Origin of the sequence: Salinigranum marinum (assembly GCF_024228675.1) — an archaeon.
Classification (GTDB): Archaea; Halobacteriota; Halobacteria; order Halobacteriales; family Haloferacaceae; genus Salinigranum; species Salinigranum marinum.
On record NZ_CP100462.1, the window covers coordinates 232,394 to 259,388 of the forward strand.

The 26,995-nt window shown below is 58.5% G+C and carries 25 protein-coding genes, 1 tRNA gene and 4 pseudogenes; 20 read left to right on the forward strand and 10 right to left on the reverse strand.

The window, feature by feature from the left end:
- Window positions 1-102: 102 nt before the first annotated feature.
- Together NKJ07_RS24610 and NKJ07_RS21185 are read right to left on the reverse strand one after the other, a co-directional pair.
- Window positions 103-177, reverse strand: a complete 75-nt coding sequence (locus NKJ07_RS24610) for a DUF8012 family protein (protein WP_484593994.1) — start codon at window positions 175-177, stop codon at window positions 103-105.
- 218 nt (window positions 178-395) lie between these two features.
- On the reverse strand, window positions 396-605 hold the full coding sequence (locus tag NKJ07_RS21185; protein ID WP_318570551.1) for a hypothetical protein: 210 nt from the start codon (window positions 603-605) through the stop codon (window positions 396-398).
- A 229-nt stretch (window positions 606-834) separates the two neighbouring features.
- Between NKJ07_RS21185 and NKJ07_RS21190 the strand changes: the two genes are divergently transcribed.
- From NKJ07_RS21190 to NKJ07_RS21205, 4 genes are read left to right on the forward strand one after another with little or no spacing between them, the layout of a single operon-like run.
- Window positions 835-2,106, forward strand: coding sequence for a hydroxymethylglutaryl-CoA reductase, degradative (locus tag NKJ07_RS21190; protein WP_318570552.1), 1,272 nt, complete (start codon window positions 835-837; stop codon window positions 2,104-2,106).
- On the forward strand, window positions 2,103-3,452 hold the full coding sequence (locus NKJ07_RS21195) for an acyclic terpene utilization AtuA family protein (RefSeq protein WP_318570553.1): 1,350 nt from the start codon (window positions 2,103-2,105) through the stop codon (window positions 3,450-3,452). Before NKJ07_RS21190 ends, NKJ07_RS21195 begins: the two co-directional genes overlap by 4 nt.
- On the forward strand, window positions 3,445-3,798 hold the full coding sequence (locus NKJ07_RS21200; protein WP_318570554.1) for an AtuA-related protein: 354 nt from the start codon (window positions 3,445-3,447) through the stop codon (window positions 3,796-3,798). The genes NKJ07_RS21195 and NKJ07_RS21200 overlap by 8 nt, the downstream gene beginning before the upstream one ends.
- On the forward strand, window positions 3,795-4,265 hold the full coding sequence (locus NKJ07_RS21205; protein WP_318570555.1) for a hypothetical protein: 471 nt from the start codon (window positions 3,795-3,797) through the stop codon (window positions 4,263-4,265). The genes NKJ07_RS21200 and NKJ07_RS21205 overlap by 4 nt, the downstream gene beginning before the upstream one ends.
- Here the strand turns inward: NKJ07_RS21205 and NKJ07_RS21210 are convergent.
- Both NKJ07_RS21210 and NKJ07_RS21215 read right to left on the reverse strand, forming a co-directional pair.
- Window positions 4,255-5,736 carry a sodium:solute symporter family transporter gene (locus tag NKJ07_RS21210; protein WP_318570556.1) on the reverse strand — a complete coding sequence of 494 codons (1,482 nt, stop codon included), beginning with the start codon at window positions 5,734-5,736 and terminating at the stop codon, window positions 4,255-4,257. The two genes, NKJ07_RS21205 and NKJ07_RS21210, sit on opposite strands and share 11 nt — an antisense overlap.
- Entirely contained in the window at window positions 5,736-6,206 is a 471-nt protein-coding gene (locus NKJ07_RS21215; protein ID WP_318570557.1) for a hypothetical protein, read from the reverse strand. The genes NKJ07_RS21210 and NKJ07_RS21215 overlap by 1 nt, the downstream gene beginning before the upstream one ends.
- A 173-nt stretch (window positions 6,207-6,379) precedes the next feature.
- On the opposite strand from NKJ07_RS21215, the gene NKJ07_RS21220 reads away from it, so the two are divergent.
- The 3 genes and pseudogenes from NKJ07_RS21220 (at window position 6,380) to NKJ07_RS21230 (ending at window position 8,055) form a co-directional block, all read left to right on the forward strand.
- Window positions 6,380-7,045, forward strand: a complete 666-nt coding sequence (locus NKJ07_RS21220; protein ID WP_318570558.1) for an HD domain-containing protein — start codon at window positions 6,380-6,382, stop codon at window positions 7,043-7,045.
- Window positions 7,033-7,290 (forward strand): annotated as a pseudogene (locus NKJ07_RS21225) (RNA polymerase subunit sigma-70); the annotation flags it as partial. The gene NKJ07_RS21220 and the pseudogene NKJ07_RS21225, both read left to right, overlap by 13 nt.
- Before the next feature lie 330 nt (window positions 7,291-7,620).
- Window positions 7,621-8,055: a universal stress protein gene (locus tag NKJ07_RS21230; RefSeq protein WP_318570559.1), complete on the forward strand. Its 435-nt coding sequence runs from the start codon at window positions 7,621-7,623 to the stop codon at window positions 8,053-8,055.
- Window positions 8,056-8,330: 275 nt separating this feature from the next.
- Here NKJ07_RS21230 and NKJ07_RS21235 read toward each other — a convergent pair.
- A pseudogene (locus tag NKJ07_RS21235) lies at window positions 8,331-8,846 on the reverse strand (hypothetical protein); the annotation flags it as partial.
- Between the two features lie 236 nt (window positions 8,847-9,082).
- Between NKJ07_RS21235 and NKJ07_RS21240 the strand changes: the two are divergent.
- From NKJ07_RS21240 to NKJ07_RS21250, 3 genes and pseudogenes are all read left to right on the forward strand, one after another.
- On the forward strand, window positions 9,083-10,249 hold the full coding sequence (locus tag NKJ07_RS21240; protein WP_318567202.1) for an ISH3 family transposase: 1,167 nt from the start codon (window positions 9,083-9,085) through the stop codon (window positions 10,247-10,249).
- Window positions 10,250-10,436: 187 nt separating this feature from the next.
- Window positions 10,437-10,831, forward strand: a pseudogene (locus tag NKJ07_RS21245) (YbhB/YbcL family Raf kinase inhibitor-like protein); the annotation flags it as partial.
- Between the two features lie 198 nt (window positions 10,832-11,029).
- Window positions 11,030-12,376: an APC family permease gene (locus NKJ07_RS21250; RefSeq protein WP_318570560.1), complete on the forward strand. Its 1,347-nt coding sequence runs from the start codon at window positions 11,030-11,032 to the stop codon at window positions 12,374-12,376.
- Between the two features lie 115 nt (window positions 12,377-12,491).
- Here the strand turns inward: NKJ07_RS21250 and NKJ07_RS21255 are convergent, their stop codons facing one another.
- Complete coding sequence (locus NKJ07_RS21255; RefSeq protein WP_318570561.1) at window positions 12,492-13,124, reverse strand: metallophosphoesterase family protein; 633 nt, start codon at window positions 13,122-13,124, stop codon at window positions 12,492-12,494.
- Between the two features lie 91 nt (window positions 13,125-13,215).
- Window positions 13,216-13,644 carry an FKBP-type peptidyl-prolyl cis-trans isomerase gene (locus tag NKJ07_RS21260; RefSeq protein ID WP_318570562.1) on the reverse strand — a complete coding sequence of 143 codons (429 nt, stop codon included), beginning with the start codon at window positions 13,642-13,644 and terminating at the stop codon, window positions 13,216-13,218.
- 259 nt (window positions 13,645-13,903) lie between these two features.
- Here NKJ07_RS21260 and NKJ07_RS21265 point away from each other — a divergent pair, with 259 nt between their 5' ends.
- Together NKJ07_RS21265 and NKJ07_RS21270 are read left to right on the forward strand one after the other, a co-directional pair.
- A complete protein-coding gene (locus tag NKJ07_RS21265) occupies window positions 13,904-14,071 on the forward strand; it encodes a hypothetical protein (protein WP_318570563.1) in 168 nt (55 codons plus the stop codon).
- A gap of 172 nt (window positions 14,072-14,243) precedes the next feature.
- Window positions 14,244-16,583 carry an amino acid permease gene (locus tag NKJ07_RS21270; protein WP_318570564.1) on the forward strand — a complete coding sequence of 780 codons (2,340 nt, stop codon included), beginning with the start codon at window positions 14,244-14,246 and terminating at the stop codon, window positions 16,581-16,583.
- A gap of 161 nt (window positions 16,584-16,744) precedes the next feature.
- Here the strand turns inward: NKJ07_RS21270 and NKJ07_RS21275 are convergent, their stop codons facing one another.
- Complete coding sequence (locus NKJ07_RS21275; protein WP_318570565.1) at window positions 16,745-17,389, reverse strand: phosphoribosyltransferase; 645 nt, start codon at window positions 17,387-17,389, stop codon at window positions 16,745-16,747.
- A gap of 106 nt (window positions 17,390-17,495) precedes the next feature.
- Between NKJ07_RS21275 and NKJ07_RS21280 the strand changes: the two genes are divergently transcribed.
- From NKJ07_RS21280 to NKJ07_RS21295, 4 genes are all read left to right on the forward strand, one after another.
- The gene (locus NKJ07_RS21280; RefSeq protein WP_318570566.1) at window positions 17,496-18,137 is read left to right on the forward strand and encodes a dienelactone hydrolase family protein; all 642 of its coding nucleotides are present in this window, start codon (window positions 17,496-17,498) and stop codon (window positions 18,135-18,137) included.
- A gap of 68 nt (window positions 18,138-18,205) precedes the next feature.
- A complete protein-coding gene (locus NKJ07_RS21285) occupies window positions 18,206-18,463 on the forward strand; it encodes a YgaP-like transmembrane domain (protein WP_318570567.1) in 258 nt (85 codons plus the stop codon).
- Window positions 18,464-18,760: 297 nt separating this feature from the next.
- Window positions 18,761-19,537: a hypothetical protein gene (locus tag NKJ07_RS21290; protein ID WP_318570568.1), complete on the forward strand. Its 777-nt coding sequence runs from the start codon at window positions 18,761-18,763 to the stop codon at window positions 19,535-19,537.
- Between the two features lie 173 nt (window positions 19,538-19,710).
- Entirely contained in the window at window positions 19,711-20,250 is a 540-nt protein-coding gene (locus NKJ07_RS21295) for a halocyanin domain-containing protein (protein WP_318570569.1), read from the forward strand.
- Window positions 20,251-20,348: 98 nt separating this feature from the next.
- Here NKJ07_RS21295 and NKJ07_RS21300 read toward each other — a convergent pair whose 3' ends face one another.
- Window positions 20,349-21,281, reverse strand: coding sequence for a DUF7983 family protein (locus NKJ07_RS21300; RefSeq protein ID WP_318570894.1), 933 nt, complete (start codon window positions 21,279-21,281; stop codon window positions 20,349-20,351).
- Window positions 21,282-21,382: 101 nt separating this feature from the next.
- On the opposite strand from NKJ07_RS21300, the pseudogene NKJ07_RS21305 reads away from it, so the two are divergent.
- The 4 genes and pseudogenes from NKJ07_RS21305 to NKJ07_RS21320 form a co-directional block, all read left to right on the forward strand.
- Window positions 21,383-21,836 (forward strand): annotated as a pseudogene (locus NKJ07_RS21305) (DUF2267 domain-containing protein); the annotation flags it as partial.
- A 162-nt stretch (window positions 21,837-21,998) separates the two neighbouring features.
- Window positions 21,999-22,082: transfer RNA gene (locus NKJ07_RS21310), tRNA-Ser, on the forward strand.
- Between the two features lie 289 nt (window positions 22,083-22,371).
- Window positions 22,372-23,241: a universal stress protein gene (locus tag NKJ07_RS21315; RefSeq protein WP_318570570.1), complete on the forward strand. Its 870-nt coding sequence runs from the start codon at window positions 22,372-22,374 to the stop codon at window positions 23,239-23,241.
- A gap of 309 nt (window positions 23,242-23,550) precedes the next feature.
- Window positions 23,551-24,804, forward strand: coding sequence for an MgtC/SapB family protein (locus NKJ07_RS21320; protein WP_318570571.1), 1,254 nt, complete (start codon window positions 23,551-23,553; stop codon window positions 24,802-24,804).
- Between the two features lie 33 nt (window positions 24,805-24,837).
- Here the strand turns inward: NKJ07_RS21320 and NKJ07_RS21325 are convergent, their stop codons facing one another.
- Window positions 24,838-26,706 carry a cation:proton antiporter domain-containing protein gene (locus tag NKJ07_RS21325; RefSeq protein WP_318570572.1) on the reverse strand — a complete coding sequence of 623 codons (1,869 nt, stop codon included), beginning with the start codon at window positions 26,704-26,706 and terminating at the stop codon, window positions 24,838-24,840.
- Window positions 26,707-26,995: the final 289 nt, after the last annotated feature.

The following is a 26,995-nucleotide window of genomic DNA, read 5'->3' on the forward strand; positions in this document are numbered from 1 at the left end:
TTCCACTCGGCCATGAACAGCTGTGTTCTGGAGAGGAATGCACGCACTTGATGGGGCGTGCATTCAGGATGCTCTCTCGATGTTGGCCTCATACAAAGCACTTCACCGGCTGAGCAGTCCCACCTGTTCCAGAAGCGTCGTCACCTCAGAGATCTGCTCTCGATCGGAAGAATCCATTTGCTCGATATCGATGTTGTTGAGGTTGCTGAACGCGCGTTACCGTCGGTATCCCGGTGTATCTCGTAGATCCACGATGTGCGCCTCCACCGGCTTCTGGCGGTAACGACAGCCAAGTCATTTCGCCGATGACGCCGCGAATCACCCGCTCAGCTAACGTGCGTGCTAATCAACGAGTCTATCGGCAGGCGTAATACCGTGCCCTCACGGTGTCCAACTCAATCGTGTTTCGTCCTCAGCAGCAGTGCGACTCCTGTGACTGATACTGACACCCCAAGGAGGACTAGACCGAGGTACGCAACAGCTATAGACCCGATATCCTGAATGGCCGAGTGGTACTTATCTGTCGTATGCAGGAACAGTAACAGGGTGCCTGCGATACTAATAACAAGTCCTACGGCGTTTGCCCACAGCCCTAACTTTGCCATGCTATCCTCTCGTTTTCTTCAGTCTACAAGACGGACATGTAGCGCGTATAACTTATTCGATTTCAGAACGGATCGAGTCTGGAGGCCCGCGGCACCCTCCTCGGTGATGTTCTACTGGCCGTGTTCGATTCGAGGAACTACTCTTCGTTGCACCGTCTAAGCCTCGGGGCCGGATCCTTACTGACAGTTCATTACTTTTTTAAAACCTGATAATAACGGCTATTATGATATGAACTCACGTATCACTGATTTCTATAAACAGGCACCCAGTGACCGCCTGGACACGATCGTAGAGCGAACGGATCTCTCGGCCGAAGCCCGAGATGCGCTTGCGAACGTCGGCTTATCTCTAGGGGATGCCGACAACGTCAGCGAGAACGTCGTCGGAACGATCGAGTATCCGTTGAGCGTCGCGACGAACTTCGTCATCGATGGAGAGGACACGCTCGTCCCGATGGCCATCGAGGAGACGAGTGTCGTTGCGGCTGCATCCTACGGTGCCCTGATGGCTCGTGACACGGGCGGGTTCGAGACCAGCGTCTCGGGGCCGATAATGCTCTCACAGATTCAGGCGCTGGACGTCGCTGACCCTCACGCAGCCAAGGTCAAGATTCTGAACGAGAAGGACAACCTCGTCGAACTCGCGAACGAGCAGGACCCGGTCTTGGTCGAACACGGCGGTGGCTGTGAGGATATCGACGTTCGAATCATCGATACGCCACGCGGACAGATGGTGGTCACACAACTCGTCGTCGACGTTCGCGACGCGATGGGAGGCAACGCGGTCAACACGATGGCAGAGGCTCTTGCCCCAGCGATCGAACGGCTCACCGGCGGCGATGTTTCACTTCGGATCCTCTCAAATCTCGCAGACCGCCGGCTGGCACGAGCCCGCTGCCGACTCGACCCTGCTGTTCTGGCGTCCGATGATACCGACCTCACGGGAGAGGAGGTACGGGACCGTATCGTCGATGCTTGGGCGTTCGCCGCAGGGGACCCGTACCGCGCAGCGACGCACAACAAGGGGATAATGAACGGTATCGATGCCGTCGCGACGGCGACGTTCAACGACTGGCGAGCGATCGAAGCGGGCGCACACGCGTACGCTGCCCAGGGCGGGTATGGGCCACTCACGAACTACGAGATCGACGACGAGGGGTTTCTCGCGTGCAGCATCGAGATACCGATGCAGGTCGGAACCATCGGGGGAGCGACCTCACTTCACCCCACTGCCCAGGCGTCGATGGAGCTGCTTGCTGTCGACTCCGCCGATGAGCTTGCTGGGGTTATGGCGGCTGTCGGTCTAGCACAGAACTACGCTGGTCTGCGGGCGCTCGTTTCAGAGGGTATCCAGGCCGGCCATATGAGTCTCCACGCGAAGAACATCGCCATCCAGGCCGACGTTCCACAGGCGCTCGTCGATGAGGTGGCAGCGCAGATGGTTGCTGAGGACGAAATCAGACAGGACCGAGCAGAGGAACTGGCTAGTGAGCTGAAATGAGTGTCCGGATCGCGAACGGCGCGGGGTTCTGGGGCGACTACCCGGATGCGACCACTCGGCTACTCAACGCAGGAGAGTTCGACTATCTCCAACTGGAGTACCTCGCAGAGGTCACGATGGGTGTGCTCGCCAGGATCCAGGAATCGAAGCCTGACCAGGGGTATGCGTCCGACTTCACTCGCTTCGTCGTCGAACCTCATCTCGAGGGACTGCTCGAGCGGGACGTTCAGGTGGTAACGAACGCCGGCGGAATCAACCCGGAGGGATGTGCACGGCGAATCCAAGACATCGCTACAGAACAGGGGCTCGATGTCACCATCGCGACGGTTACCGGTGACAACATCACCGACAATCTCGAGGCAATCGACTCGGCGGCATCCCTCCGAAGTATCGACACGGGGGAACCGATGGATGCAATCGCGGAGTCTGTTGTGACCGCTGTTGCGTACCTCGGTGCGTTTCCGGTCGCCGAGGCACTTTCGACGGGCGCCGATATCGTCATCACGGGTCGAATCGTCGATCCCGCGCTCACGCTTGGCCCGCTCATCCACGAGCATGGATGGGGCCGTGAGGAGTACGACCTGCTCGCGAGCGGCATCATCGCTGGCCATCTCATCGAGTGCGGGACTCAGGTGACCGGCGGCAATTTCCTGGGGGACTGGCACGATATCGATTTCGAGGACCTCGGCTATCCGATCGCTGAGGTCACTCGCGAGGGCGAGATTACGATCACCAAACCACCGGGGACAGGTGGCAGAGTCTCCACCGAAACCGTGAAAGAGCAACTTCTGTACGAGATCGGTGACCCAGCGGCCTACAAGACACCGGACGTGCAGGCCGACTTCACGAGTCCGACCCTCTCCCAGGTTGATACCGAGACGGTTCGCCTTTCAGGAGTGTCCGGAAACGAACGCCCGGACCGATACAAGGCGACGGTCCACTACGAAGCTGGCTACAAACTCAACGGAAAGCTCCTCTACTCGCGACCGAATGCGCTGGAGAAGGCACGCTCGGCTGCGGCGTTGCTTGAGCAGCGGATCGAGGATCAGGGCCTGGATATCGAGGCCACCAACGCGGAGTTCGTTGGTCACGACGCGACACACGGCCCGGCCGCTCCGGTTCGATCTGAGTACAACGAGATCCTCCTCAGGTTCGCCGCTCGCGGCCAGGACAAGCAGACCCTCCGTCGACTTGGGATGGAGTTCGCGCCGCTGTCGATGGCCGGGCCACCGAGCGTCACTGGTCTCACTGACGGGGGTCGCCCCCGGCCACAACCGATCGTCGATACGTGGCCAACGCTCATCCCCCGTGCGGCTGTCACCCCGGAGGTGCGAGTGTATGAGTAACTGGGAGACGCCCGTCAAGATCGGCGAGTTGGCTCACGCACGCTCGGGAGATAAGGGGAACCGCGTCAATATCGGTGTCATCAGCGAAACCGAGGATGCGTTCGAGCGCCTCGACGAACAGCTCACTGCCGATCGGGTAGCCGAGTATTTCGACGGGATCATTCACGGAGAGGTCGAGCGGTACCGGCTCGAGAACGTTCAGGCGTTCAATTTCGTCGGCACCGACGCGCTCGATGGCGGAGGACAGGTGAGTCTCAGGTACGATACGCAGGGAAAGACCTACGCTGCGCTGTTGCTGGAGTGTGAACTACCAGCAGTCAACGAAGCCAAGCGTGGTCCCAGATGACCATGACGGATGCATCTCCAGGCGCAAATGCGCCGCGTGAGCGGGTATGGGTGAGTAAGTGGTATCGGATTCAGCCCAGTACGTTCGAGCAGTACGAGCTGTTCTTCGAACCGGATATGGTCTACGCGGTGTACGCCGACGAGTCGTTCAAGTCGATTCTCCTTCGTCGGGATGGACGGGGCGAAGAAGCGACCGAGATCGGAGAAGAGTACGTTGACGTCCCCAGCTCCGAACTGCTGGATAACGAGCGTAGTTTCGCCATCGAGACGAGCGGTATCGATCGGATCGAACTGCGCGACGGCTCGTTCCTGTTCAAACCTCGACTGCGTCTCGTTACCGGCTCGAGAACCTACGACTTCTATCATCCGTCGCGAACTGTTGAGACCGGCGCGCTTGCAGCAGAGCTCTCGGAACACTACTCCGATTGGATAAAAATCTCGAAGTCGGCCGCGCCGTTTAGCTTGTGACGACGCGTCTGATATCCGAGGCGATATCGGTACCTGCGCTCGAGGACGTCACGTAACTCACCACGATCAACGTGATGGATGAGACGACGAGCGTGAACGCTCCGATGACGACGCTGTTGGGCAGTGAGAATCCTGCGAACTCACCGGCGACGGCGAGTCCGAGGTTCAGGACCAACGAGACCGCAACCGCTGCAACCGCCCCTTCCTTCGAGGCCCCACTCCAGTTGAGTCCGATACCGAGGATCGGGACGATCGCGCTGGCGAACAGCGCCCAGCCGACGACGCCGAGTAGACCGACGAGGATTTGGGCGTAGAACGCGAGCAGGAGCGACCCAACGATGATCGACGCCGCGGCGATCCGGTGTGCCCACAGCTCCTGACGGTCCGTGGAGAACTCGTACCCGAGGCTCTCCGGGATGTCACGCGCCATGTTGGCCGCGCCGATATTGATGAAGGCGTCACTCGTACTCATGATGGCTCCGAGCGCTGCGGCGAACACGAGACCAGCAATCACGGGCGGCGTGAAGTTCGTCAGGAAGAACGGTGCCGCTGCGTCAGGACTCCCTAGCGACGATAACGTGCCCGTCTCCACGCCTGCACGCACGCTGATGCCGATACCGAGCATCATCAGGGAGGAGGCGAAGTACGACAGCCCAGCGATGGGTGCACCCCACTTGAGGAGCTTGACGTCTCGGACCATGTACAGCTTGTGGGCCATGTGTGGCTGTCCGGAGTTGCCGATAGTGAACAGGAAGTACCAACAGAGAACGAGCATCACCGGGAAGCTCCCGAACGCTCCTGCGAAGGTTGGATCGTTCACGGCGATATCTTGACTCATCTGGGTGAGGCCACCACCGTAGTTGAGCGTGATGGCGAACACGACGATGCTGCCGATGACCATCACGACACCCTGTATGAGGTCCGTAGTGACGCCGGCGATCATCCCACCGCCAACCGTGTAGATGGCGATGACACCCACGGCAATTAGCAACGCAACGATCTGGCTCGTGCCGATGATCTCAGAGAGGACGAACCCCATCGCCTTCAACTGGACGGCGAGATACGAGATTACGCCGAGCAGCACCGAGACAGCGGTCAGTCCCCGTACGGCATCGCTGTTGTATCGCGCGTACGCTGCATCGGGAATTGTCAAGATCTCTCGGACCTCGGCCATCAGCCGCATCTTCTTGCCGAGGACGAACCAAGAGATGGGGAACGCAAGTGGTGCAGCGATGGCGATCCAGAGGAAGGCGTATCCTCCCTGGTAGAAGAGGCCGGGGCCACCGATGAACCCGAAGCCACTCATAATCGAGGCGAATGCCGAAAAGGCGACAGCCCAGATGCCGAAGCGCTTTCCAGCGATGAGGAAGTCGGCTGTGCTCTTCGTTTCTCGAGTCGCCCAGACTCCGATGGCGAGCATCCCGACCAAGAAGAGTCCGACGATGCCGACGATGATGGGATCAAGCGCCATCAGTCATCACCTGCAACGGACGGACTCGGCTTCCGTTCCATCTGTTCGAAGCGTTCTGCCTGTTCGTCCTTCCAAATGAAGCGATCGAATAGGTACGGATACGCCAGCATCATGAGAATCGCTGGCGGCATCCAGAGTCCGTAGACGACGATGGCTGTTGCCCGTGGGAAGCCCAGCCAGTAGACCGGATCCGTGTACGTCGGATTCTGGAAGTGGAAGAACCAGAGGGCAGCGAAGACGACGCTCAAGATGATGACGAGTCCCCCGGCGACTTTCACGAACGGTGCCCACTCGGTGTGGTCTGCGGTCGACTGAACACCGAGCAAGAAGTAGAGACCGAAGAACGCGATAATCGTGTACGAGAAGACTAGTTGTCCCACTGTTCCACCAAGCAGCATCGCACCCACCATCACCACGAGGGTGACTAGTGCTGCCAGTACGATTCGATCACCGTTGGAAGTACCAGCCATGACACCAATGCACGTGGTTATAGCGGTGGTATTTAACCGTTCCTGTATGTCCGATCAATTGTTATATATTTAATCTGTATGAGAGCGTATGTTAAATGAAAACCGACGTGTGAAGTCCGCCTGGGGTCGCGCTTCATTACAACTAAGGGTTCTGCATCAACTCTTTGCCAACAATGCCCTCTGGATTAGGTTCCCGTGCCCGAGAGCTATCACTACCGTACTATGAGGATGCCTTACCTGCACACGATATTTTCCATGCGAAACGAGTGCATGACGTTGCCCTCCAGCTTGCGGACCAGCATCCCGACAGTGTTGACCGAGAAGTACTGGCTGCAGCAGCCTGGTTCCACGACATTGGTCGGCCACTGGAACGGGTCGGAGAGATTGATGACCACGACGAATGGGCTGCGAGCGAAGCCACGGCCCTCCTTCAGACTGAGGACGTGGCGACTGATCGGCTCGCCGCAGTCAGGCACAGTCTGCGTGCACACAGCATCCGGGCGAACTCTCCCGAGCCAGTGACAATCGAGGCGAAACTGCTCTTCGATGCTGACAAACTCGACGCGGCTGGCGCTGTCGGGCTCGTTCGACTCGCCTGTATTGTCGGTGAGCGATCGGGGCGTACCGGTGAGCAGTATGCAATTATTGATGACGCATCTACACTCGGCGGAGATCATCCTGAACTGCCAGATATTGACCTCATCCGCGAGTGGACACGTGAACGTCTTGATTCGCTATATACTGAACCAGGACGACATCTCGGTGAGTCTCGCTGGGGGTTTATGCAGACCTTCTTCGACCAATTCGCTCACGAAACCGACGCAGGCACGGGGAACTAGTCGCTGGGGACGCCAGCGTCAGTCCGCCGTCGGGCGAGGAGGCGTACGCCACCCCGCGGTTCGGTGATTGGCCGTTCGCATTCACGCGAATCGACGCCGTCTGCGTCTGGATCCAGGGCGGCTACCAAGTCAGTCGCGATCCCGACGACTATCTGCTGTTCATCGCTGTACACGAGCAGAACGTCGACGCCTGCGAAACGTTCTTCGAATCGTTCGGGCTGCCGACCGCCTTCGAGCGCCAGCCCCCGGCCGTCTGGTCGTGGAACTCGTTCCTGTTTGATTTCGTAGTCGACCCGCCGCATGTGTTTGCACCTCCTTCGGGAGTACGTTGCTGCCGATCCGGGCAGATACACGACTTGCCGATGATATCGACGTTGTAGTCACTCGTTGTCATGATCTGCTTCGAGACGTCCCGATCCGGAACGCACCGTACAGTTCAAGGGGTGATACTATCGTATCCCCAGACCGTTTCGTCAGTATCTATAGCGGAGGTGCCGTTGCACTTCGTGGAAGGTACGGAACGTCGTCCTGACCAGTGCCCAGCGCTTATCGTCGTGCCGCGCGGTGAGGGCTGTATGTACGACCATATTTTCGTTCCGACCGATGGTAGCGACCACAGCGACCAGGCTGCCGAACACGCGATCTCTCTCGCCGAGCAGTTCGGCGCAATGATTCACGCGCTGTTCGTCGTCGAACAGGCAGGGCCTAGCGGCCACTGGGACTTTGCGGTCGAACAACAGGAAGCACTCGGTGAAGAGGCGCTGGACGAGGTGGCCGCGCTGGGCGAAGAGTGCGGCGTACACGTCGAAATTCACCTTCGCCGTGGTGTGCCCAGTGAGGAGATCGTCGACGCCGCCACCGACTACGAGGCCGACCTCATCGTACTGGGGACGCAGGGCCGAACCGGGTTCTCACGCATCGCCACCGCTGGAAGCACGACAGAGCGTGTGGTCAGATTGACTGGGGTTCCGACACTCGTCATCGGCGGTGCGGGCATCGGAGACGAGTGAGTCCGGCTCTCGACTCTGAGGTGATAACTGAAACCTCTGTTTCGACCGATTTACGAACAGCCTGTATTAGATGGTTCTCCTATCCACTCTATCGTAGCGTTTGAACGAAACCACTCACTCCGTTTCTCGAATCACACCAGCAATTAGCTACAACGTCCAGAGCGACGCGAACGGTCGTGAAGAGTTACGAGCTCTCTTATAGAGTTGTCTCCTGCGAGATACACACTCTGTATGTATCACCCCACATATATCAAAAGTTGATTGTTTTGACAGAGCTACTCCACCGGGTCGGCGAACCGTTCCCGCAGCGTCTCTTCACGATCCTCGAACTGGGTCGCTTTCTCCTGCACATCGTTGCTGACACGCTCGATCTGTGCGAGTGCCAACTGGCGTTCCAGTTCGGTCTGTCCGGCGCCGTCGGTTTCCGACTCTGCCTCCCGCTCGTAGGACTGTTCGACCTGTGAGAGGCTCGCCTCAGGATTGAACAGGAGGTCGTTGGCCGCTCTGACGTATCCGTCGGGTGCCAACCCCTCTTTTCCAGTGAAAAAGTGCGTCAAGGCATACGTGGCTCCCGAATGGAGCGTCCACATATCGATCTCGAACGGAGTTGATGCGTTCGCTCTGGCGTCACTCGCTGCTCGTTCTGAGAGATACGCTGGGAAGCCCAGATGTGTGTAGAACTCTTCGACGTCGAACGGATTCTGCGTGAACTCTACCGTGATCTCCTGTGCGTCGGTGATGAACGTATAGCGGTCGTTAGCGACGAGCTCTACCTGTCCGAGGATCTGCTCCTGTGAGAACTGGTCTTCTGGGCGTCAGTAGTCAGATTGAACTCCAGCTGCCGGGTCTCGTAGAAATCTGTATCGTTCGGTTTGACGGGATTAGTTTATCTTCGATGTCATTTCCGCAGCGGACTGATGACAACGCTACAGCTGACGAGCCCGGCGTTTGCGAACGGTGATCCGATTCCAGACAAGTATCAGTACTTCACGAAGCCGGTTAGTTGAGACGTCTGCTTGCGGAAGGTGTGCTTAGAACCCAGCAAGCAGACAGTAGACTCCATGAGGACCAGATTCTTAACTTCCTCGTCAACACCCTTGACGAGGAAGTTTCGATCACTCTCGGTGAGAACGCTCAGATAACGTCGGAAGAGATCTGTGAGGTCCTCGTCGGCGCGTGCGCCGACGGGACCTCAATCTCGACACTTTGTGAGAATAGTGCTAACTCCCCTCGTGCCAACGCCGTCCTCTATCATCTTCGGACGAAGTTCGAGCTGGAACAGCTCGAACGAGTCGGAAACACACTCCTCCAGCGAGATATTCTCGATGCCCTTCCCAAGCAGGTGGAGGTCGTCGCTGACCTCCACCTGCGTCCCTACTACGGTGACGAAGACGGCACAGAGGGCCTCTACCACTCGGAAGCCAAGCGTGGAACAACCGCATTCCACGCGTACGCGACGCTGTACGCACGCGTGAAGAACAAACGCTACACGCTGGCGGTGCGCCGTCTTGTCGACGGCGACACCGCCAGCAGCGTCCTCGCCGAGTTTCTCGGTATCCTTGACGGCCTTGACCTCGGCGTCAAGGCCGTCTACCTCGATCGAGAATTCTACGACAGCAAGTGTCTCACGCTGCTGCAGGCGCACAACCACGCGTACGTCATCCCGATTATCCGGTGGGGTCAGTCGATCAAGCAAGAACTCTCCGAGGGCTGGAGTCGCGTGATTCACCACGACATGACGGCGAAACTCGACGGTCACAGCTGGACCGTCGAGTTTCCCGTCTACATCGACTGTACCTACCAGAACGGACGATACGACGAACATGGCGTGGCGCGTCACGGCTACGCCGCTGACGCGCCGTTCATCAATTCTCCTCGCGACGCTCGATACCACTACGCGAAACGCTTCGGTATCGAGGCCAGCTACCGACTCTCCGAGCAAACGATTGCGACGACTACGACACAGGATCCGGCGGTACGGCTGCTGTACGTCGTAGTGAGTTTGCTGTTACAGAACGTGTGGCGGTATCTGCACTGGGAGTATGTGGCGACGCCCCGCCGAGGCGGGCGTCGCCTCTGGGAGTGGTCGTATAAGGAGTTCACCAACATGATCCGACGGGCAGCGTGGACGGCCCTCGCGACGCGTCGGGCCGTCCCCGCAAACCGACCGCCGGACGACCGGTTCGTCCGGTAACGACCGATCGAGTACGCCCCTGCGGTGAGTGGCAAGGCTGTCGCGTCGGCGGCGGATCGCCGCCGACAGCGACGATCTTCTCTTGATCTTCCGGTGACCCCCTCGTCAAGATCGATAGTGGAGTCGATTCGACACGGAACTTAAGCTTCAGAGGTGGTTAGCCGAGGAAGTTTCGTGAAGTACTGAGTATGGATACACAGCCGAAAACGTGAATCCGCCACTGGAAATCGACGGCGTACCAGAGGAGACCAAGTCATTAGCGCTGGTGATGGACGACCCGGATGCTGTCGAGCCGGCCGGCAAGGTCTGGGATCACTGGGTGGTCTGGAATATCGACCCGACAACGTCGACGATCCCCGAAGACTGGAACGCCCTGGAGCGGTTCAAGGACGGAACGATTACGGTGAGCAGGGATACGGCGGCCCGAATCCGCCGGACCGCGAACACAGGTATCGGTTCCGACTCTTCGCGCTCGCCCAGCGGCTTGATGTCGATACGGATACGACGAAGGATCAGCTCGAATCAGCGATGGATGTGAAGGTCATCACCGAAACGCAACTCGATGGAACGTACGCCCCGTGACCACTGATCGTAACGAATAGACACTATGATTCTTGCCCCGTGGTCCCGATATCCTCCGTATATCGGGAGGAAGGCCATCCGTTCGCGTGATCGGGTCGTGGGATTTCCATTAGGATTCTATGCCGTGCGACGGCATATCAAAACGTCACAGTAATCTAGCGTCACGGGGACCGGACGAAAGAATGATTGTAACGTGATATGAATTCGTTTCGATCACTCCTGACACGCAGCCGACCGGGGAAACTCGGGTTGCTGGAGGTCATCGCGATGGGCGTCGGTGGAATGGTTTCGGGCGGGATTTACGCCGTGCTCGGCGTCGCGATGGCACAGGCCGTGAATGCCGTCCCGATATCGTATCTCATCGCGGGCGTCATCACGCTGCTGACCGCCTACTCCTATCTCAAACTCACCCTGCACTTTGGCGAGCACGGTGGCGTCTTCTCCTTCGTCGAGCACGTCGTCGACAGTCCGACGGTGGCTGCGTACGTCGGGTGGGTACTTGTTGTCGGCTATGTCGGCGTGATGGCGATGTACGCGTTTGCGTTCGGTGCATACACTCTCACGGCCGCCCGGGCAGTCTTCGGAATCGCGCTCCCACAGTATCTTCGTCCGATTATGTCTATCCTGATCGTCGCTGGCTTCGTCGGGCTCAATCTGAAGGGCGTCAACGAAACGGGCCTCTTCGAGGACATCGCGGTGTACATCAAGATCGCAATTTTGCTCTCCCTCGCAGTCTTGGGGATCGTCTTCTACGACGGGAGCGTGATGGCGATCAACTTCTTCAGCGAGGGGGTCGTCAGCCCGATCACCGGGTTTGCGATCATCGTCGTCTCCTACGAGGGGTTTCAGCTGCTGGTGTATGACTACGAGGACATCGAGAACGTAGAGCGAGTGTTGCCGGTCGGGATGTACGTCGCCATCACCATCGCGATTCTGATCTACGTCTCGGTTTCGTTCATGGCGACGCTTCACCTGACGCCCGAGCAGCTCGTGGCTCACGAGGAAGTGGCACTCGCCGAAGCGGTGTCTCATATCCCTGTTCTGGGTGCCGCCGGGTTCGTCCTCGTTATCCTCTCGGCGATGAAGAGTACCTCCTCGGGGATCAACGCAACCCTCTTTGGGACGGCTCGGCTCGTCCACAAAATCTCGACGGAGGGGGCGCTCCCTCGGGCCTTTTCGTTCCGAAATCGGGAGGGGATTCCCGTGTATGCGCTTCTCATCATGGGCGGGCTCACAGCTGTGTTCGCCGCCCTCGGCTCGCTCAAGCAGATTACCGAGTTCGGCTCTGTCGCATTCCTTCTCTCGTTCGCCGTCACGAACTACACGAACCTCCAACTCGCCGACGTGACATGGTCGAACCGGCTCATTCCCGCGCTCGGCCTCGTTGGAACGGGCGTCGCGATCCCGATCGTCCTCTATCACCTCTATCTCACCGATGTCGAAATACTGCTCTGGATTCTCGGCATCTTCGTCTCGATCTTTCTGATCGAATTCCTCTATCTGGAGCGGAGTCCATTCGACCCCGACGTCGAGAGCGATGCATGATCGGTCTAGAGGTGACTCGTCGACCGACCTGGGAGCCCAGAACGTCTCGATCGAGAGTGAGTAACCACCACTTGACTCGTGCAAATGGAGGCGAAGTGCAACGCGACGATTATGTCTACGGTGATGGGTGACGTTCGAGTGCGACCGTCTCCGGATCGAGGATATAATAGCTCTCCCAGACCGGAGCGAGGCAGACGACCGTCGTTTCGCCGAACGCGCTCTCGACGTGCTCGTGGTGGTGGCCGACCAGACAGAGGTCAGGACTGAGGTTTCTCAAGATCCTATCGATGTACTTACAACCGACATCGTATCCATCGCTCTGAAGCAGACCGTGTGGCGCCTCGTGTGTAAGGAAAACGTCGACCTCGGTAAGCTCCATCACGCGTTCGATGTCCTCTCTGACAAAGTGACGTCGGCGGTCATCCTGGAGTTCAGCACGGCCCTTGTCGAACTGCGTGGGGGCGTAGTTTCCCGAGAGCCCAGCGACTCGAATACCATGGAGTTCGACAGCGGTGCTCGCGAGGAGATGCACGTTCGTCGTACGGTCAGAGTCGCTCCCGGTTCGAAGCGATTCGATGATGTCAAGATCCTCGTTGTTGCCGGCGATGAACCACGTTGGGAGCGGAAGGTCGTAGTATAGCAGATCACCCACCTGGAGAGCGGTATCCGTATCGGCCTCCTCGTAAGCGGTTAACAACGCTCTGCGGTTCGACTGCTCATCCGCATGGGCGTCACCAAGGACGAGCATCGGAGTGATGTTCGTTAGAGGGTGAGTTAACCTCTAGAGGTTTCTGTGTGTGAAGCCCATGACGAAAGTTGGTTTGTCAGTGGTATCTTCTCTATTCGATCTCACGGACCTCGACATCGAAGGTCAACGTCTGGCCCGACCGCTCCGGATCGAAGTCTACCCGAACCATCTCGTCGTCCACAGCGACGACTTCACCCAGCAGACCGGTCTTTGCGTGAATTTCCTGCCCGGGTTCGGCGGGCTCCCCGACCATCGCTTCGAACTCGGCCAGATCGTACGTGATCTGGAGGTCCTCGTGTGGTGTCTCGATACGCTTCGTCTCACCGACCTCCATGCCGAACAGTCCCTCCTGGAGTGACGAGATGGTGGGCTCGGCGCCGACCTCCAGTACGATCGGTCGGAAGCGTTTGTCGGCGTCGACCTCGTATCCGGCCGCTACGTCCTGCGAGGATGTGTCGAATAGTTCTCCGTCTGGATAGGTCGCTGTGAACGCTATCTTGACACGGGTTCCGGAATTCAACTACCATATTCGAGGATACGAGGGCGCTCGCGAAAAGTGAGGGGGACCAGCACCAGGCTTTGAAGAGGTCGCGACGGGGATGGAGAGATCCTCGTACTCAGTCCCTGGTAACGGACGGAGATATTGATAATAGATGGGTGTCTCGGTTCGGTCATGGCGACCGTTTACTTCAGAGATGGTACGGAACCGGTCGAGAGCGAGCGCGTGTTCATCGCCGAGAATATGGGTCGCGGTGACCAGTGAGGAGCAGGCCCCGGTCATGTATCCGGCCGATAGGGTCGATCGAGCCGAGGGAACGGACGACATCTACTACGACACAGCCGTCCTGACCGAGGAGATCGGCTCCAGAAACGTCGATGACGAAGGACACGTCCTCCAAGAACCGGAGCTCGTTCGTCGGATGGTGACCGAGGTGGAAATTTACTGATAGGCCTGTTTCGTCCCTGGTAACGAACGAATTCCCTTTCTTCCGGGCCATTTCGTCATCTCCGTTCGCTTAGGTACCTACTGTTTCGGCACGTGTGCTGACGGAGAGTGGTGGCTCGCAGTGGGAATCCCCCTGCTCGTTTATTAGCCAGACAAACTAACAGAACGGCTATATGGTTGAGCACACGCGAACACTTGATTTCAAAATCGCGTTCGCGATCGGGCTAGGGACGATGATCGCGGCGGGGATCTTCTCGCTTTCTGGAACAGCCGTGTTCCGGATCGGTTCGAGCGCCGTCGTCGCGTTCGTGCTTGCAGCGCTGGTCGCTGGAATCACCGCTGCAGCCTACTCCGAGTTCGCGTCGATCTACTCCGAAAACGGTGGGGGTTACCTCTTTTGCTCGCGGACCTTCGAAGAGCGGGACCGCCTCAAATATGGCGTCGGTATGTCACTCTTTCTCGGATACACTGGCACAACGGCGTTCTATCTCGCAACGATGGACGAGTGGTTCTTCCGGTTCATCCTCCCGGAGTCGCTCCAAGTCTTGCCCCACGGAAGCGTTGGGATTCTCGCTGCACTAACACTCGGAATGCTGAACGCTCGTGGAACCGAGGAATCGGGGATGTTCCAGCTCATTGTAACGAGTGCGAAGGTCGGTGTCCTGTTCGCTTTCATCGGAGGAGCGATTGCGTTCGTCGGACCGACGAAGGCGACTGCGACGTTCGTATCGAGCGTCGAGGTCGAACCGATAGGCATCGTCTCGGTCGCCGCGCTGGCATTCATTACCTTCTTCGGCTTCTCTGCCATCGCCGCGAGCGCGGGCGAGATTATCGAACCTCGAAGGACCGTCCCCCGTTCCATCGCCGCAAGCATGGTCACCGTCACAGTTCTGTACGCGCTCGTCATCATCGCGATGGTGAACGCGCCAGTCCCCCGCGAAGTGCTCGCACAGGGAGAGACGGCGATGGGGACCGTGGCAGCATCCTTCCTTGGACCGTGGGGGCAGTTGCTCATCGTCGCTGGCGCCGTTTTCTCGATGGTGAGCGCCTCGAACGCGTCAATCCTCGCCGCGAGCGGGATCGGCTCGCTCATGGGCCGCCAGGGACACGCTCCCCGGCAGTTTGCCCGGATTCACCGCGATTATCGCACGCCGTTCTGGAGCGTGACGACGGCGACGGCGACGATCAGCCTCCTTATCTTTGCGTTCATCACACTCTTCTCGGAGCACGGACTGCTCGGCGTCCACTCCCTCGGCCTCGAATCACTCACCGGGTTCGCCACGTTCAATCTCCTCGTCCCCCTGGCCGTGGTAGACATCGCGCTGATCTATTCCCGCCGGAACCATCCGGATATCGAGCGAGGGTTCTCGATGCCACTCGTTCCCGCACTTCCCGTGGTAGGGGTACTGGCCAATCTCGCGCTTATCTTGAACCTTCCACCCGTCGGGGTCGTCGTTGGCGCTGTATTCACTCTCGGACTCTTCGTCGCGTATTTCGTCTGGGGCGGTGCTCCCCACGTGGAAGAACTCGTCGAGAGGGTCGTCCCTCCCGGCGTTCCCGCCACAACGACCAGCGGTGCCCCAGCCGGTGGTGAGGCCGAGGAAGCGGAGTCAGAACGATTTCGGATTCTCGTCGCGATTGCACGCCCAGAGCGGGCTGTTCCCTACGTACGGCTCGCGGAGATGTTGAGTCGCGGACGAGGCACCGAGCCGCTGGTGCAGATCCTGAACGTCACGCATATCCCCGACCAGACGCCGAACGAAATGGTCCGCGAGACAGCCCAGGAACGAGCCATGCGAATCGAAGAGCAACTCTCCGCAGCCGACGTCGACGTGGAATACACTGTCGAAGGACACGTCTGTCGGGACATCGCATTCGACATCCTCCAGACGGCCCGGGACGACCAGGCTGATCAGATTCTGATGGGCTACCCAGAGGAGCACCCAACAATCACCGAAACCGTCGAATACAACGCTCCGTGTGGTGTGTTCTTCACGAGCAATGTGGACGCCATCGACGATCTCTCGACCATCAACATCGGTGCCGGGGGCGGTCCGCACCATCTCGCGCTGTTGCCGATCGTGAATCGGCTGGGGGAGCAGGGTGCCGAGGTACACGTCATCAGCGTCACTCCGGAGACGGGGGGGACCGCCGAACCCGTCGACGAAACCGTCTCGGCCCTCATGGAGATCGAGTCGCTCCACGTACACAACGTGACCGCCGACACGGTCGCCGAAGGGCTCGTCTCGACGACGATTGGAAACGGCGGACTTCTGGTTATTGGGGCGACCCGTGACCGCCGGCTCCGACGCTGGGTGTTCGGCAGCACGCCCGACCGAACGATCGATCTCGCCCGTTCCTCAAACGTTCCATTGCTGATTCACGCGAGCACGAGTGGCGTCTCCGGTCGTATCGAAGAGTACCTCTTCCCCATCTACCGCTATCTCCGACGTCACCTCGGGGAGCGACGTGCGTTCAGACGCATCATTGAGACGCCCAGTGAAACGGAGTAGTAAGCAACCCGGTAGGAGAGTAATCCGAGAAACAATCCGACCTTCGGACCGGATAAATCCGACGATCAACCACCTGTATCACGTCCGAAGCAGGACACGGTTGGATCGCCTTTCCGCTGGTCGTATCCGAGATCCGGAAAACGACCGTTCGAAAGCAACATTCACTGTTCTCCTGCAAGATATTCCATCGCCTCTTCGTCGGAAACCTGGTCGAAGCGCTCGTAGAACTGGCCGACCCCCATGAAGCGACTCGGTGTCTCGAGGACGACCACCTCGTCAGCCAATTCCTGTAACTCGTGAACGGTGTCGGGTGGCCCAACCGGGACCGCCAGCACGACGCGTTCGGCGTCGGTTTTCCGGAGCATCTGGAGGCACGCTCTGACGGTCGAACCCGTGGCTACTCCATCATCGACGACGGCGACGGTCTTCCCGGTCAGGTCGGGTTCGGATCGCTCGCCCCGGTAGCGATCGGCCTTCTGACGCGCGTTCTCGGCTTCCCGCTCGCGCTCCTGTTCGAAGTATTCCTCGTCAGCACCCGTCCCGTGGACGGCTTCTCCGTTGCGCCAGACGCTGCCGTCACTGGCGACGGCACCGATGGCCAGCTCCGGGTTGCCTGGCGCGCCGATCTTCGACGCGACGACGATATCGAGCGGGACATTGAGCACGTCGGCGACGGCTCGTCCGAGCGGGAGCCCCCCACGAGGGATAGCGAGCACAATATCTACGTCGATCTCCCGCTCGCTGAGCGCTTCTCCGAGTTGTGTTCCCGCCTCAGTACGGTCTTTGAATCGGGAAGAGTCTGGCATGAGTCCTCAATAGAAAGAGATGCCACAGCGGCCTGTAACATGTGACCGTTCTCACGAACTCGGAATGACCGTGTGAATGATGACCACGGCGGGTGTCGGGGTCAGTATGTCCCAGACGACCGAGAATCTCGTCCATATCCCGGTCGACGATGTCGAACTCGAGGGAATCCTCGACGTTCCGGACGGAGCGAGGGGCCTGGTGGTCTTCGCCCACGGGAGCGGGTCAAGTCGGAAAAGCCCGCGCAACAACTTCGTGGCGGAGGTCATTCGCGACCGAGGGCTTGGAACCCTCCTGTTCGATCTGCTGACCGAGGAAGAAGACCAAATTCGTGAGAATCGGTTCGACATCTCGTTGCTGATGGATCGTCTCGTAGCCGTCACCGAGTGGCTGTGGACGCGTGACGCCACTCGTGACCTGAACGTGGGCTACTTCGGCTCCAGTACGGGTGCGGCGTCTGCACTCCGAGCGGCGGATAGTCTGGAAGACGATATCGACGCGGTCGTCTCACGCGGGGGGCGCGTCGACATGGCGTCCGAGGTCCTCAACGAGATCACGATGCCGACGCTGTTCATCGTCGGCGGCGCCGACACGCAGGTACTCGAACTCAATCGCGAGGCCTACGACCAACTTTCCTGCGAGAAGGAACTGCACGTCGTCGAGGGAGCGGGACACCTCTTCGAAGGTGAAGGTGAACTCGAAGAAGTCGCGGACGTAGCGGCCGACTGGTTCGCCGAGGCGCTACAGTGATTCCAAGTGATTGGGAAGGACCCTTGCTAACAATATCCCCGCTCGATAAATCTAGTATCCGAACACGTATGGACAAGAACGTCGGCGGGATCGATCGAATCGGGCGTATCATCATCGGTGCCATCGTAGTTATCACCGGTATTGCCGCTCTCACCGGCTACTGGGCTGCTGGAGCTGTCATCGGGGGCGTCGCACTCGTCGTAGGAGCGATTCTCCTCGTCACCGGCACAACCCAGAAGTGTCCGATCAACGAGGCCGTCGGCATCGACACCACTGAAAAGGGGAAATGGGTCCGCTTCTCGGTCAACTCGGAAGACGGTGAGTGAAATCCACTCTGACGATAGCACGCTACATTCATTGACCATCACTAATAGGAAGAATCAGATTCGACGCCGAACACGTACACGCCGGAGTCTAAGAGGACACGCAAGATAATGGGCCATCAGCGCGATATCGCTACCCTTCCGACGTTCACTGCCCTGGACGGTTATGCAGTTCTCGCTGGCCAAAGACGCGGAGCGAGCGTCCAGCTCGACGATACGTATTTGTCCGGGCAACTACGAGCTATTAAGATATTTGACGGCGCGACCGATGGATCCTCGAACTCGAGTCGCGGACAACGGGTGCGAGATCTCCGAGAATCGAGACGTGCGTACAGAAGCATCGAGGTCGACCTGGATGCACTCACGGAGGAGGGCCTATGGACTGCATCGACACAGTTTCGCCGAGAGTTACAGCGTATCCCGGAAATAAACCGTCTCAAGCGTCAGTTCCAGGGGGAGTGTTTCGTCGTTCCGGAATGGCTGCACACGGGAGACCGGGTCCACTATGGGGCACGCATCTATTTCTTTCGGGAGGAGGAGTCCGTAACGCCGGAAGATGTAATCCAGAAAAATATCGACGCGATTCCGAGTGATTCATTCCATAATTTCGAACGGTATCAGGGACGGTTACATGGGTATCCGGACTGCTGTATCGACTTTTATCACGAGCGCACATCAAACGCGCCCGCACCCGAGTGGCGTTCGATCAAACCATTCGCTGACCAAATTAATGACGAAGCTCTCGGGAATGGTAGTTCTGCACCTATCGACGATGTGCTGCCTCGATTCTCTGAATGGGAGGATCGCTATGCGTTCTTCGCCCGGGAATTCTTTCCCGAGCCAGGATGTGAAACTGCGCTGACGAAAGGCAGGGCTATCTACGATGGACTGTCGTCTGAGTATTCCACTCGCCTCGTCGAAGAGTATTTCGGACTCACCTTCGGCTACAACTACCTCGTCGCTCGGGCGGTCCATACTGGCGGATCCCACCGACCAACACCAGGAGACCTCGGTCGGGAACATCTCAGGTTCTATCTACCACTACGTGAATTATTAACAACTTCACGATATTCGTAGTTTACTGCTTCTGAAACGGATGTCACTGGATGAAATATCATTTCTGTCAGCGGGTGTTGAATTGTACGGGAACGTCAGCCAAATTTATCAATTACAATACTGTTCCTCTGATTCCTAACATACAAGAACTCGGGATGGGGGTATATGTTCGGCTGTGGTATCTTCGTTCGAAGATGACTCAGTCACCTTTCACCGAGGCAGACAGACGAACTGTTCTCAAAATACTCGGTGCCTCCTCGGCCGTCGGAATAACAGGACTGGCCGGCTGTGCCGGCAATGGTAACGGAGACGGGAACGGTGCTGACACCATTCCAGCGAGTGATTATCCCGCCGTCGATGAGTGGATGACCGAGACGGATATCGGAGACGCGGCCAATAATTACGATGGGGTGATCGTGAATCTCCGTGACGAGAGCGATGTGACTATCGACGTCGGAGCCGGGGACGACGGGTTTGCGTACGGACCATCCGCGGTAGCTGTCTCGGCTGGAACTGAGGTTCTGTGGGATTGGACCGGCGAGGGAGGCCAGCACAACGTCGAAGCAGAACCGGACGACCAGATCGGCGAATCCGACTACGAGTTCAGTTCCGGTGAACCAGTCGGAGGAGCCGACAACGAGTACTCGTCTACGTTCGATGAGTCCGGCATCGCCCTGTACCACTGTGAACCACACCTGTCACTCGGGATGAAAGGCTCCATCGTCGTGGACTGAATCACCACAACAATCGCTCCGATGGGCTGATCGACGAATTGAGTCCCGTATCAGCCTCCGACACCGCGGTTCGATGGGAAGTCGACTGCCCAATTCCGTCACGCCGACAGCGCCTCGTCTAGTCGCGCCTCCAGGTTCCGTAGATCCTCGCGCAGATCATCGCTTTTCTCCTCATCAAGCTCCTCGATACGCTCCGCGAGCCCTTGCAGTCGGGAATACTTCTCGTCCTCTTCGACTTCGGTCTTCTGGACATATGCCTGTTCCTCAACGTCGTATACTTCGTCTTCCTCGAGATCAGTCGCGGTCAAAACGACGTCGAGCTTGTCGGGATCGACCCCGAGTACCCATTCACTGGGAATCCCGTGCTTGTCCAGAGCGTCGAAGATGGTCTCGTCGTCCTTTGGCCGCCGGCGCTCGCGGGTCGTCCGGCGTACAGTACCGAACCTGCCGTGGAGTTCCTGATCCGGCCCGAGACGGCTCAAAAGTGACTCCCGAGCCGTTTGTCGGAGACGGTCCGCCTCGTGTTGCACGTCCGAGAGGAGAACGTACAGATCGGTTAGCGTGCCTGTCTCGAGTGTCTCGGGATCGACGGGCTCCATCGTATCGAGCAAATCTGCCAGCAGGATCGCATCGTCGTGGAGGCGCTCTGGACGAGTACGAGCGTCCGCCGGCGAGATCAGATATGGACTCCCCCCGCCCATCTCCGGATCGGGGACGTAGGCGATTTCGTCGTCCTCGACGCTGAAATCAGCCAACAGTGTCAACATCGTCGCGTATGGTTCGACCCCGGGCGGGAGTTCAGCCACGGCGAGTCGGTACTCCGCCAGGCGATCGGTGAGGACCTCGAACTGCTCGCGCCAGAGCGGACGCTTCTCGCCACTATCGTCGAAGCGGATCTGGAGCCGATCGGTCGAAATTTCCCTGACTCGAAACGGTCGGTTCGAGAGCGGTGTCACCAGTTCGGTTCCCGGTTCCAGGGCCACACATCGCTCTTGGATGGCGTTCCAAAGCTCTTCGTGACCGACACTCATACTGTGTAGTTTATAATAGCGCGATAAAGAGCTGTTATCCCTTTTCAAGCGGTGGGAAAGCACACTTCGATTGATGTCGGTCCCCGACCAACATCGACCGTATGAAATTCGACGAATTCATCGACGAAGTCCAGCACTGACTCGAACTTCCTGGCACCGGCGAGACGGTACGAGCAATCCGGGCAACGCTGTTGACGCTGGGCCAGCGTCTTCCCGAGGGCAATGCCGAGGATCTCGCCGCCTCGCTTCCGATGGAGATAAACTGGTACCTGACTGGAGCAGTCCACGAACACGGTCAGCGCTTCGACTGGCAGGAGTTCGTCTCACGTGTCAGCGAGATCGAGGAGACTGACCCGGCCGACGCAGCCTACTACGCGCGCGCGTCATCATTGACTTGGTCCACACGCTGGTTCCGGAATCGGACTTCCAGCAACTGCGTGACTCACTCCCCGAAAGCGAGGATGACGAGAACTGGCGCAAACTCTTCGAAGTCGTCGATAACGGAGGATAGAGCGAAACCGCGGAGGCATAGACGGGGCCGGTCCACAACCCGAAGTGATGAGTCAAAACGAACGCGAACTGACGATAGTCCAGCCGAAGCGGCAGATAGAAGCGTTTCTTTGGAGTACTTTACGAATGGCTCTGATACATTATATTTTGGATGATATGAATAGCAACACCCCCTTACGCACTCCTCCCTCAGCGAACATCGTGAGTGGTGGGATGACAGAGCGGACTATTGTGCCTGCCTGGAAAGCAGGTGGCCGAGAGGCCTCGTGGGTTCGAATCCCACTCCCACCGTATCTGTTGTAGTACGAGTAGTGTTGGCGAATGCGCTGGGATTTCCGATAGTGTTCGTCGTTAGCATGTGTTCTAGAAGGCGCTTGTTCAGCAGATAGCGTAGCAATACTTGAGAAGGTGGATCGGCCGGAGGCAGCCTATCACGCGCAAATTATCATGGAACTCGTGAGTACGCTTGTTCCACAGTCCGACTTACAACTCGCCGGTTCCGGTGATGTGGGTTCGCGAGCCGGAATCGAGTGGGTGACAAACCATTTCGACGTGATTCCCGTAGTCACGCACAGTAGAGATGTACGAAGACATTCTGCTCCCGTTCGATGGAAGCGATGGGGCTGCGGAAGCACTACATCACGCCGCCGAAATTGCACACTGGGCCGACGCTACCATCCACGTTCTCTTTGTCGCGGATACGACACGAGATAGCGTCACCGTCGTCGAAACCCGGGTCGTCGACGCACTCGTCCAGGAGGGCGAGGACATCGTCGAGGAAGCAGAAAAGACACTGCAGACGCTCGGAGCGGACTACGATTCCGACATCGTCCAGGGGAATCCAGCGCCGACGATCGTCGAGTATGCCGAGCGTTACGATTACGACCTGATCGTGATGCCAACCCACGGCCGGAAGGGGGTGTCACGATACCTTCTCGGAAGTGTCACCGAAAAGGTCGTCCGTCTGGCGTCTGTCCCCGTTCTCACGGTGCGGATGCAGCCCGACGAGCAACTGGTGTTCCCCTACGAGAACATCCTCATCCCGACCGACGGGAGTGCCGGTGCAGGCCACGCTGCCGAGCATGGTTTCTCACTTGCTGCGTCTCTCGATGCGACCGTTCACGCGCTATCGGTCATGGATGATACGTCGCTCGGTTTGGATGTTCGCTCGACTGTAGCGGGACGGCAAGGAGAACAGGTGGCGACTGATGCCGTTGACGACCTCTTCTCCGGGGCAGAGACACATGGTGTCACGAACATCGTCCGGCACATCGAACACGGGACACCGATCGAGGGTATACTCGACACGATTGAATCGAGTGACATCCACGCCGTGGTGATAGGGACGACGGGGCGACGCGGGACTGATCGAATTCTACTCGGGAGCGTCGCCGAAAAGACCGTTCGCTCTGCGCCCGTGCCCGTTATCACGGTTGGACAGCGGGAGTAGCGGTACCGTCGGGTGTCGAGTGGCTACTACATCTCCTTGCTTATTTACTACGAGACTCGGTAATAGGGCATTATGATCCCGCGCAAGCGTAGCCTCCGTCTTATTGCCGGTCTCGCACTCATTTCCAGCCCACAAGAGTTCATTAACGAGGTGGTGAGGACGAACTCGAAGATCAGCCTGATGACCGGACTATTGCCAGACCTACACTCTTTTTAAGAAACCGATATGATGTCTTGACGAAGGACGATCACTCCCATCTCCAAAATGACTCGCACTCCCAGACAATCCATGGACGGGATTTCCTGAGCGATGGTCGATCCTCTAACGTCGCCCCTCAGTGAAGTCGTCTTACATCTTCTCCTCGCGGGTGGCCTCGGCGCGCTCATCGGTCTGGAACGCGAACAGAGCGAATCCGGTGGAACCTTCGCCGGGAGTCGGACGTTTCCGCTGATCGCACTCTATGGGGCACTCGTTCAGGCGTTCTTCCCAGCTGTGCTTCCCCTCGCATTTGGGATACTCGTCGTGCCACTCACAGTCGCGTACGTCGGGAAAATCTGGTATCAAGAGGATATCGGTCTGACGACGCTCGTGGCCGCGCTCGTGACAGTCATCCTCGGTGCAATGACAATGCATTCCGACCGCGGCGCGATCATCGCGATCATCGTTGGAGGTGCCGTCACAGTCCTTCTCTCCGTGAAAGGACCCGTCCACGAATTCGCCGATCGGATCGAGGAGAGTGAACGGCGGGCGTCGGTGAAGTTCATTCTCGTCGTTCTAGTTGTTTTTCCGACACTTCCCGACCGGTCGCTTGAGGCCCTCTACGGCCTCAATCCGAGATTCATTTGGTTGATGGTTGTCTTCGTCACTGGCCTTGGATTCGTGGCATACGTCCTCGGACGAACGCTCGGTCCCGAACGCGGAATCGCCCTCACGGGGATCGTCGGAGGGTTTGTCTCGTCCACGGCAACGACGGTCTCGATGGCCGAGAAGACGACCCAGAACGCGACGCTGTATCACGTCTGTGCCTTCGCGGTCGTCACCGCCTCCATCGTGATGTTCCCGCGAGCACTCATCGAGATCGCAGTCGTCAACCCTGACTTGCTCCCGAGCGTTGCGTTCCCGTTAGGAGCGATGACTGTTGTCGGGGTGGCTGCTGCTGGGGTGTTGTACTGGCGAACCGCATCCGACGAGACAGTGGAACCGGAGGAACTCAAGAATCCGTTACGCCTGCGGCCTGCCCTCCTCTTCGGGGCCATATTTGCGGCCGTGTTGCTCGTCTCGGAGTACGCCAACGAATGGTTCGGTGCGTCAGGGGTGTACGCGACCGCGTTCTTCTCCGGGCTCGCCGATGTCGATGCGATGACAATCACGTTGAGTCAACTCGCAGCCGAGGGAACAGTCTCGACGCAGGTCGCCACGACGGGAATCGTCATCGCGGCCATCGCAAACACCTTTGTGAAAGCCGTGTTAGCGTGGGTTCTCGGCACCTACCGGTTGGGAAGGCTGGTGTCCATCGTACTTGGCGTCGTGGTCCTGAGCGGCCTAGTTTTTCTTGCTCTGTGAACCCTTACTTTTCAGGGGCGCTCAGTACTCGTGTCACGTTGTACAATACGCGATCGCATCGCGAACGGCCTCTTTTCGCCCGATGAGCGTCAAGTGGTCGCCCATCTCGATCTGATCGTCGGGCTCCGGGAGTCGGTTCACCTCGTTCTGACTGATCAGCGCCAGGTGACACCCCTCCGGGAGTTCATCTATCAATTCAGACACCGTCTTTCCGGCGTGTTCTTTCGATGTGACTTCGATCTCCTGAACGTCGCCTTCCTCGTCGAGTTCCCGCATCCACTGTGAAATTCCAGGCCGCTCGATGACGTTGTCCATCGACCATGCGACTGACATCGACGTCGAGATCGCTTCGATATCGATATCCTCGAACGCGTCGAGATTCGAGGGCTCGTTCACGCGGGCAACCACGGTCTCGACTCCGTACGTGTTTCTCGCGAGTTGTCCGACAAGGAGATTCACGTCATCGTCTTTCGTCGCCAGTGCAACGATTTTCGCGTTCTCGATACCAGCTTTCTCGATGACCTGCTGTTCAGTTCCATCGCCATTATGAACCGTACGCCCTGCCTGGCGCAACTCCTCGACCACCTGTTGGTCTTTTTCGATGATGACGACCTCCTCACCCCGGCTTTCGAGTCGTTCTGCGAGTTCTCTTCCGACTCGCCCACCGCCGATAATGATCGCACGCATCGGTATCACGTCGAGTGCCTGGGCGATATGACGGGCCAGCCCGCCTTCAAACACGACGGTCACGAAGATGACGAGAAAGACCATGCCGACCAGCGTCGTCGCCGCAGTCGGGTTCGTCGACTGGAGTTCGAGCGCGAACAGCGTCGCAACGCTGGCAGGGATAATCCCTCGAGGGCCCAGCGCACTGATGAAGAGTCGTTCGCGAACGGTCAGCCGGTCACCGACGGTACTGATGAGAACAACCGCTGGACGAATAATGGTGGCGATGGCGAGAACAGCGATGATGCCGGCGAAACCCAGCTCGAGGAAGTCCCGGAGCGAGAGCAACGAGGCGAGCGTGATGAACACGAACGCGATCACGAGTATCGAGACGTCACCTTTGAACTGCTCGATCGTATCCCGATAGGGGATATCCGCGTTGCCGAGGATGAACCCACCAGTCGCGACCGCAGCGATACCGGCTTCCGCCGCACCAAACGCTGCCCCCAGCACTTCTGCAATCCCGTACATCGTCAACGAGGAGACGAGTACCATCAGGCGAGCGTTCTGGGGTGCATTCTCGACCGCCTGCCTCCCGTATCGAAGAATGTACCACAGGACGCCCGCCACCGTCGCACCGACGAGGATCCCGAGGCCGAACCGGACGGCGAACTCCCGGACGAGCGTCGGTAGCCCTCGTGACCCTACCAAGACGTACTCGAAGGTGACGATCGCCAGGATGGCCGCTGTGACGTCGTTGACGACGCCTTCCGTTTCGAGCGTCGAGGCGACGCGTTCACGGACGGGAACGACGTTCATGATCGGGGTAATCACGGTGGGGCCGGTTGCGATGAGCAGTGCTCCGATGAGAAACGCGATGTCCCACGGCGCCCCAAGAACGTAGTGGACGACGAGTGCCGTCCCAACAAGTGATCCAAACGCCCCGAACGTGATCAATCGAAGCGTCTCTCGCTGCGCACTCCGAATCCGGTCGATCCGAAGGTGGAAGGCGCCCTCAAACACGATGATCGCGACGCTCAGGCCGACGATCGCCCGGAGCGCGTTTCCGAAGACTGCGGGAGTGATGAGACCGAGCCCTTCCGGCCCGACGATGACGCCTGCAAAAATCAAAAACACGACACTCGGGATCCGAAGCCTATCTGCGAGGACTTGCGCAGCGACGCCTAAACCCATGATCGTCACGACGATCTGGATGATGTCGACTGCGGCACTCATGATGTGAAGCCCCAGGAGGTTGGGGGATCGCTGGTAGACGAGTCCACTGAGATCGCTCTATGAAATACAGAGATATCAGTCCACAAAGCGCCTTCCAAATCGAATGATGGGTTCGTCACCAAACCCGACCGAGAGCGAAACGCTCCATTTAGGATAGGGCTCATCAAAGAGCCATAGAGGACGAACGCCGCTCCGACGCCGCTCTCGAAACACGCCGCCTCAGTAGGGGTCATACCGTAGTACGTCGTGACCTTTCGTAGCGCCGCAGCCCCACAGTGGACGCCTCGGC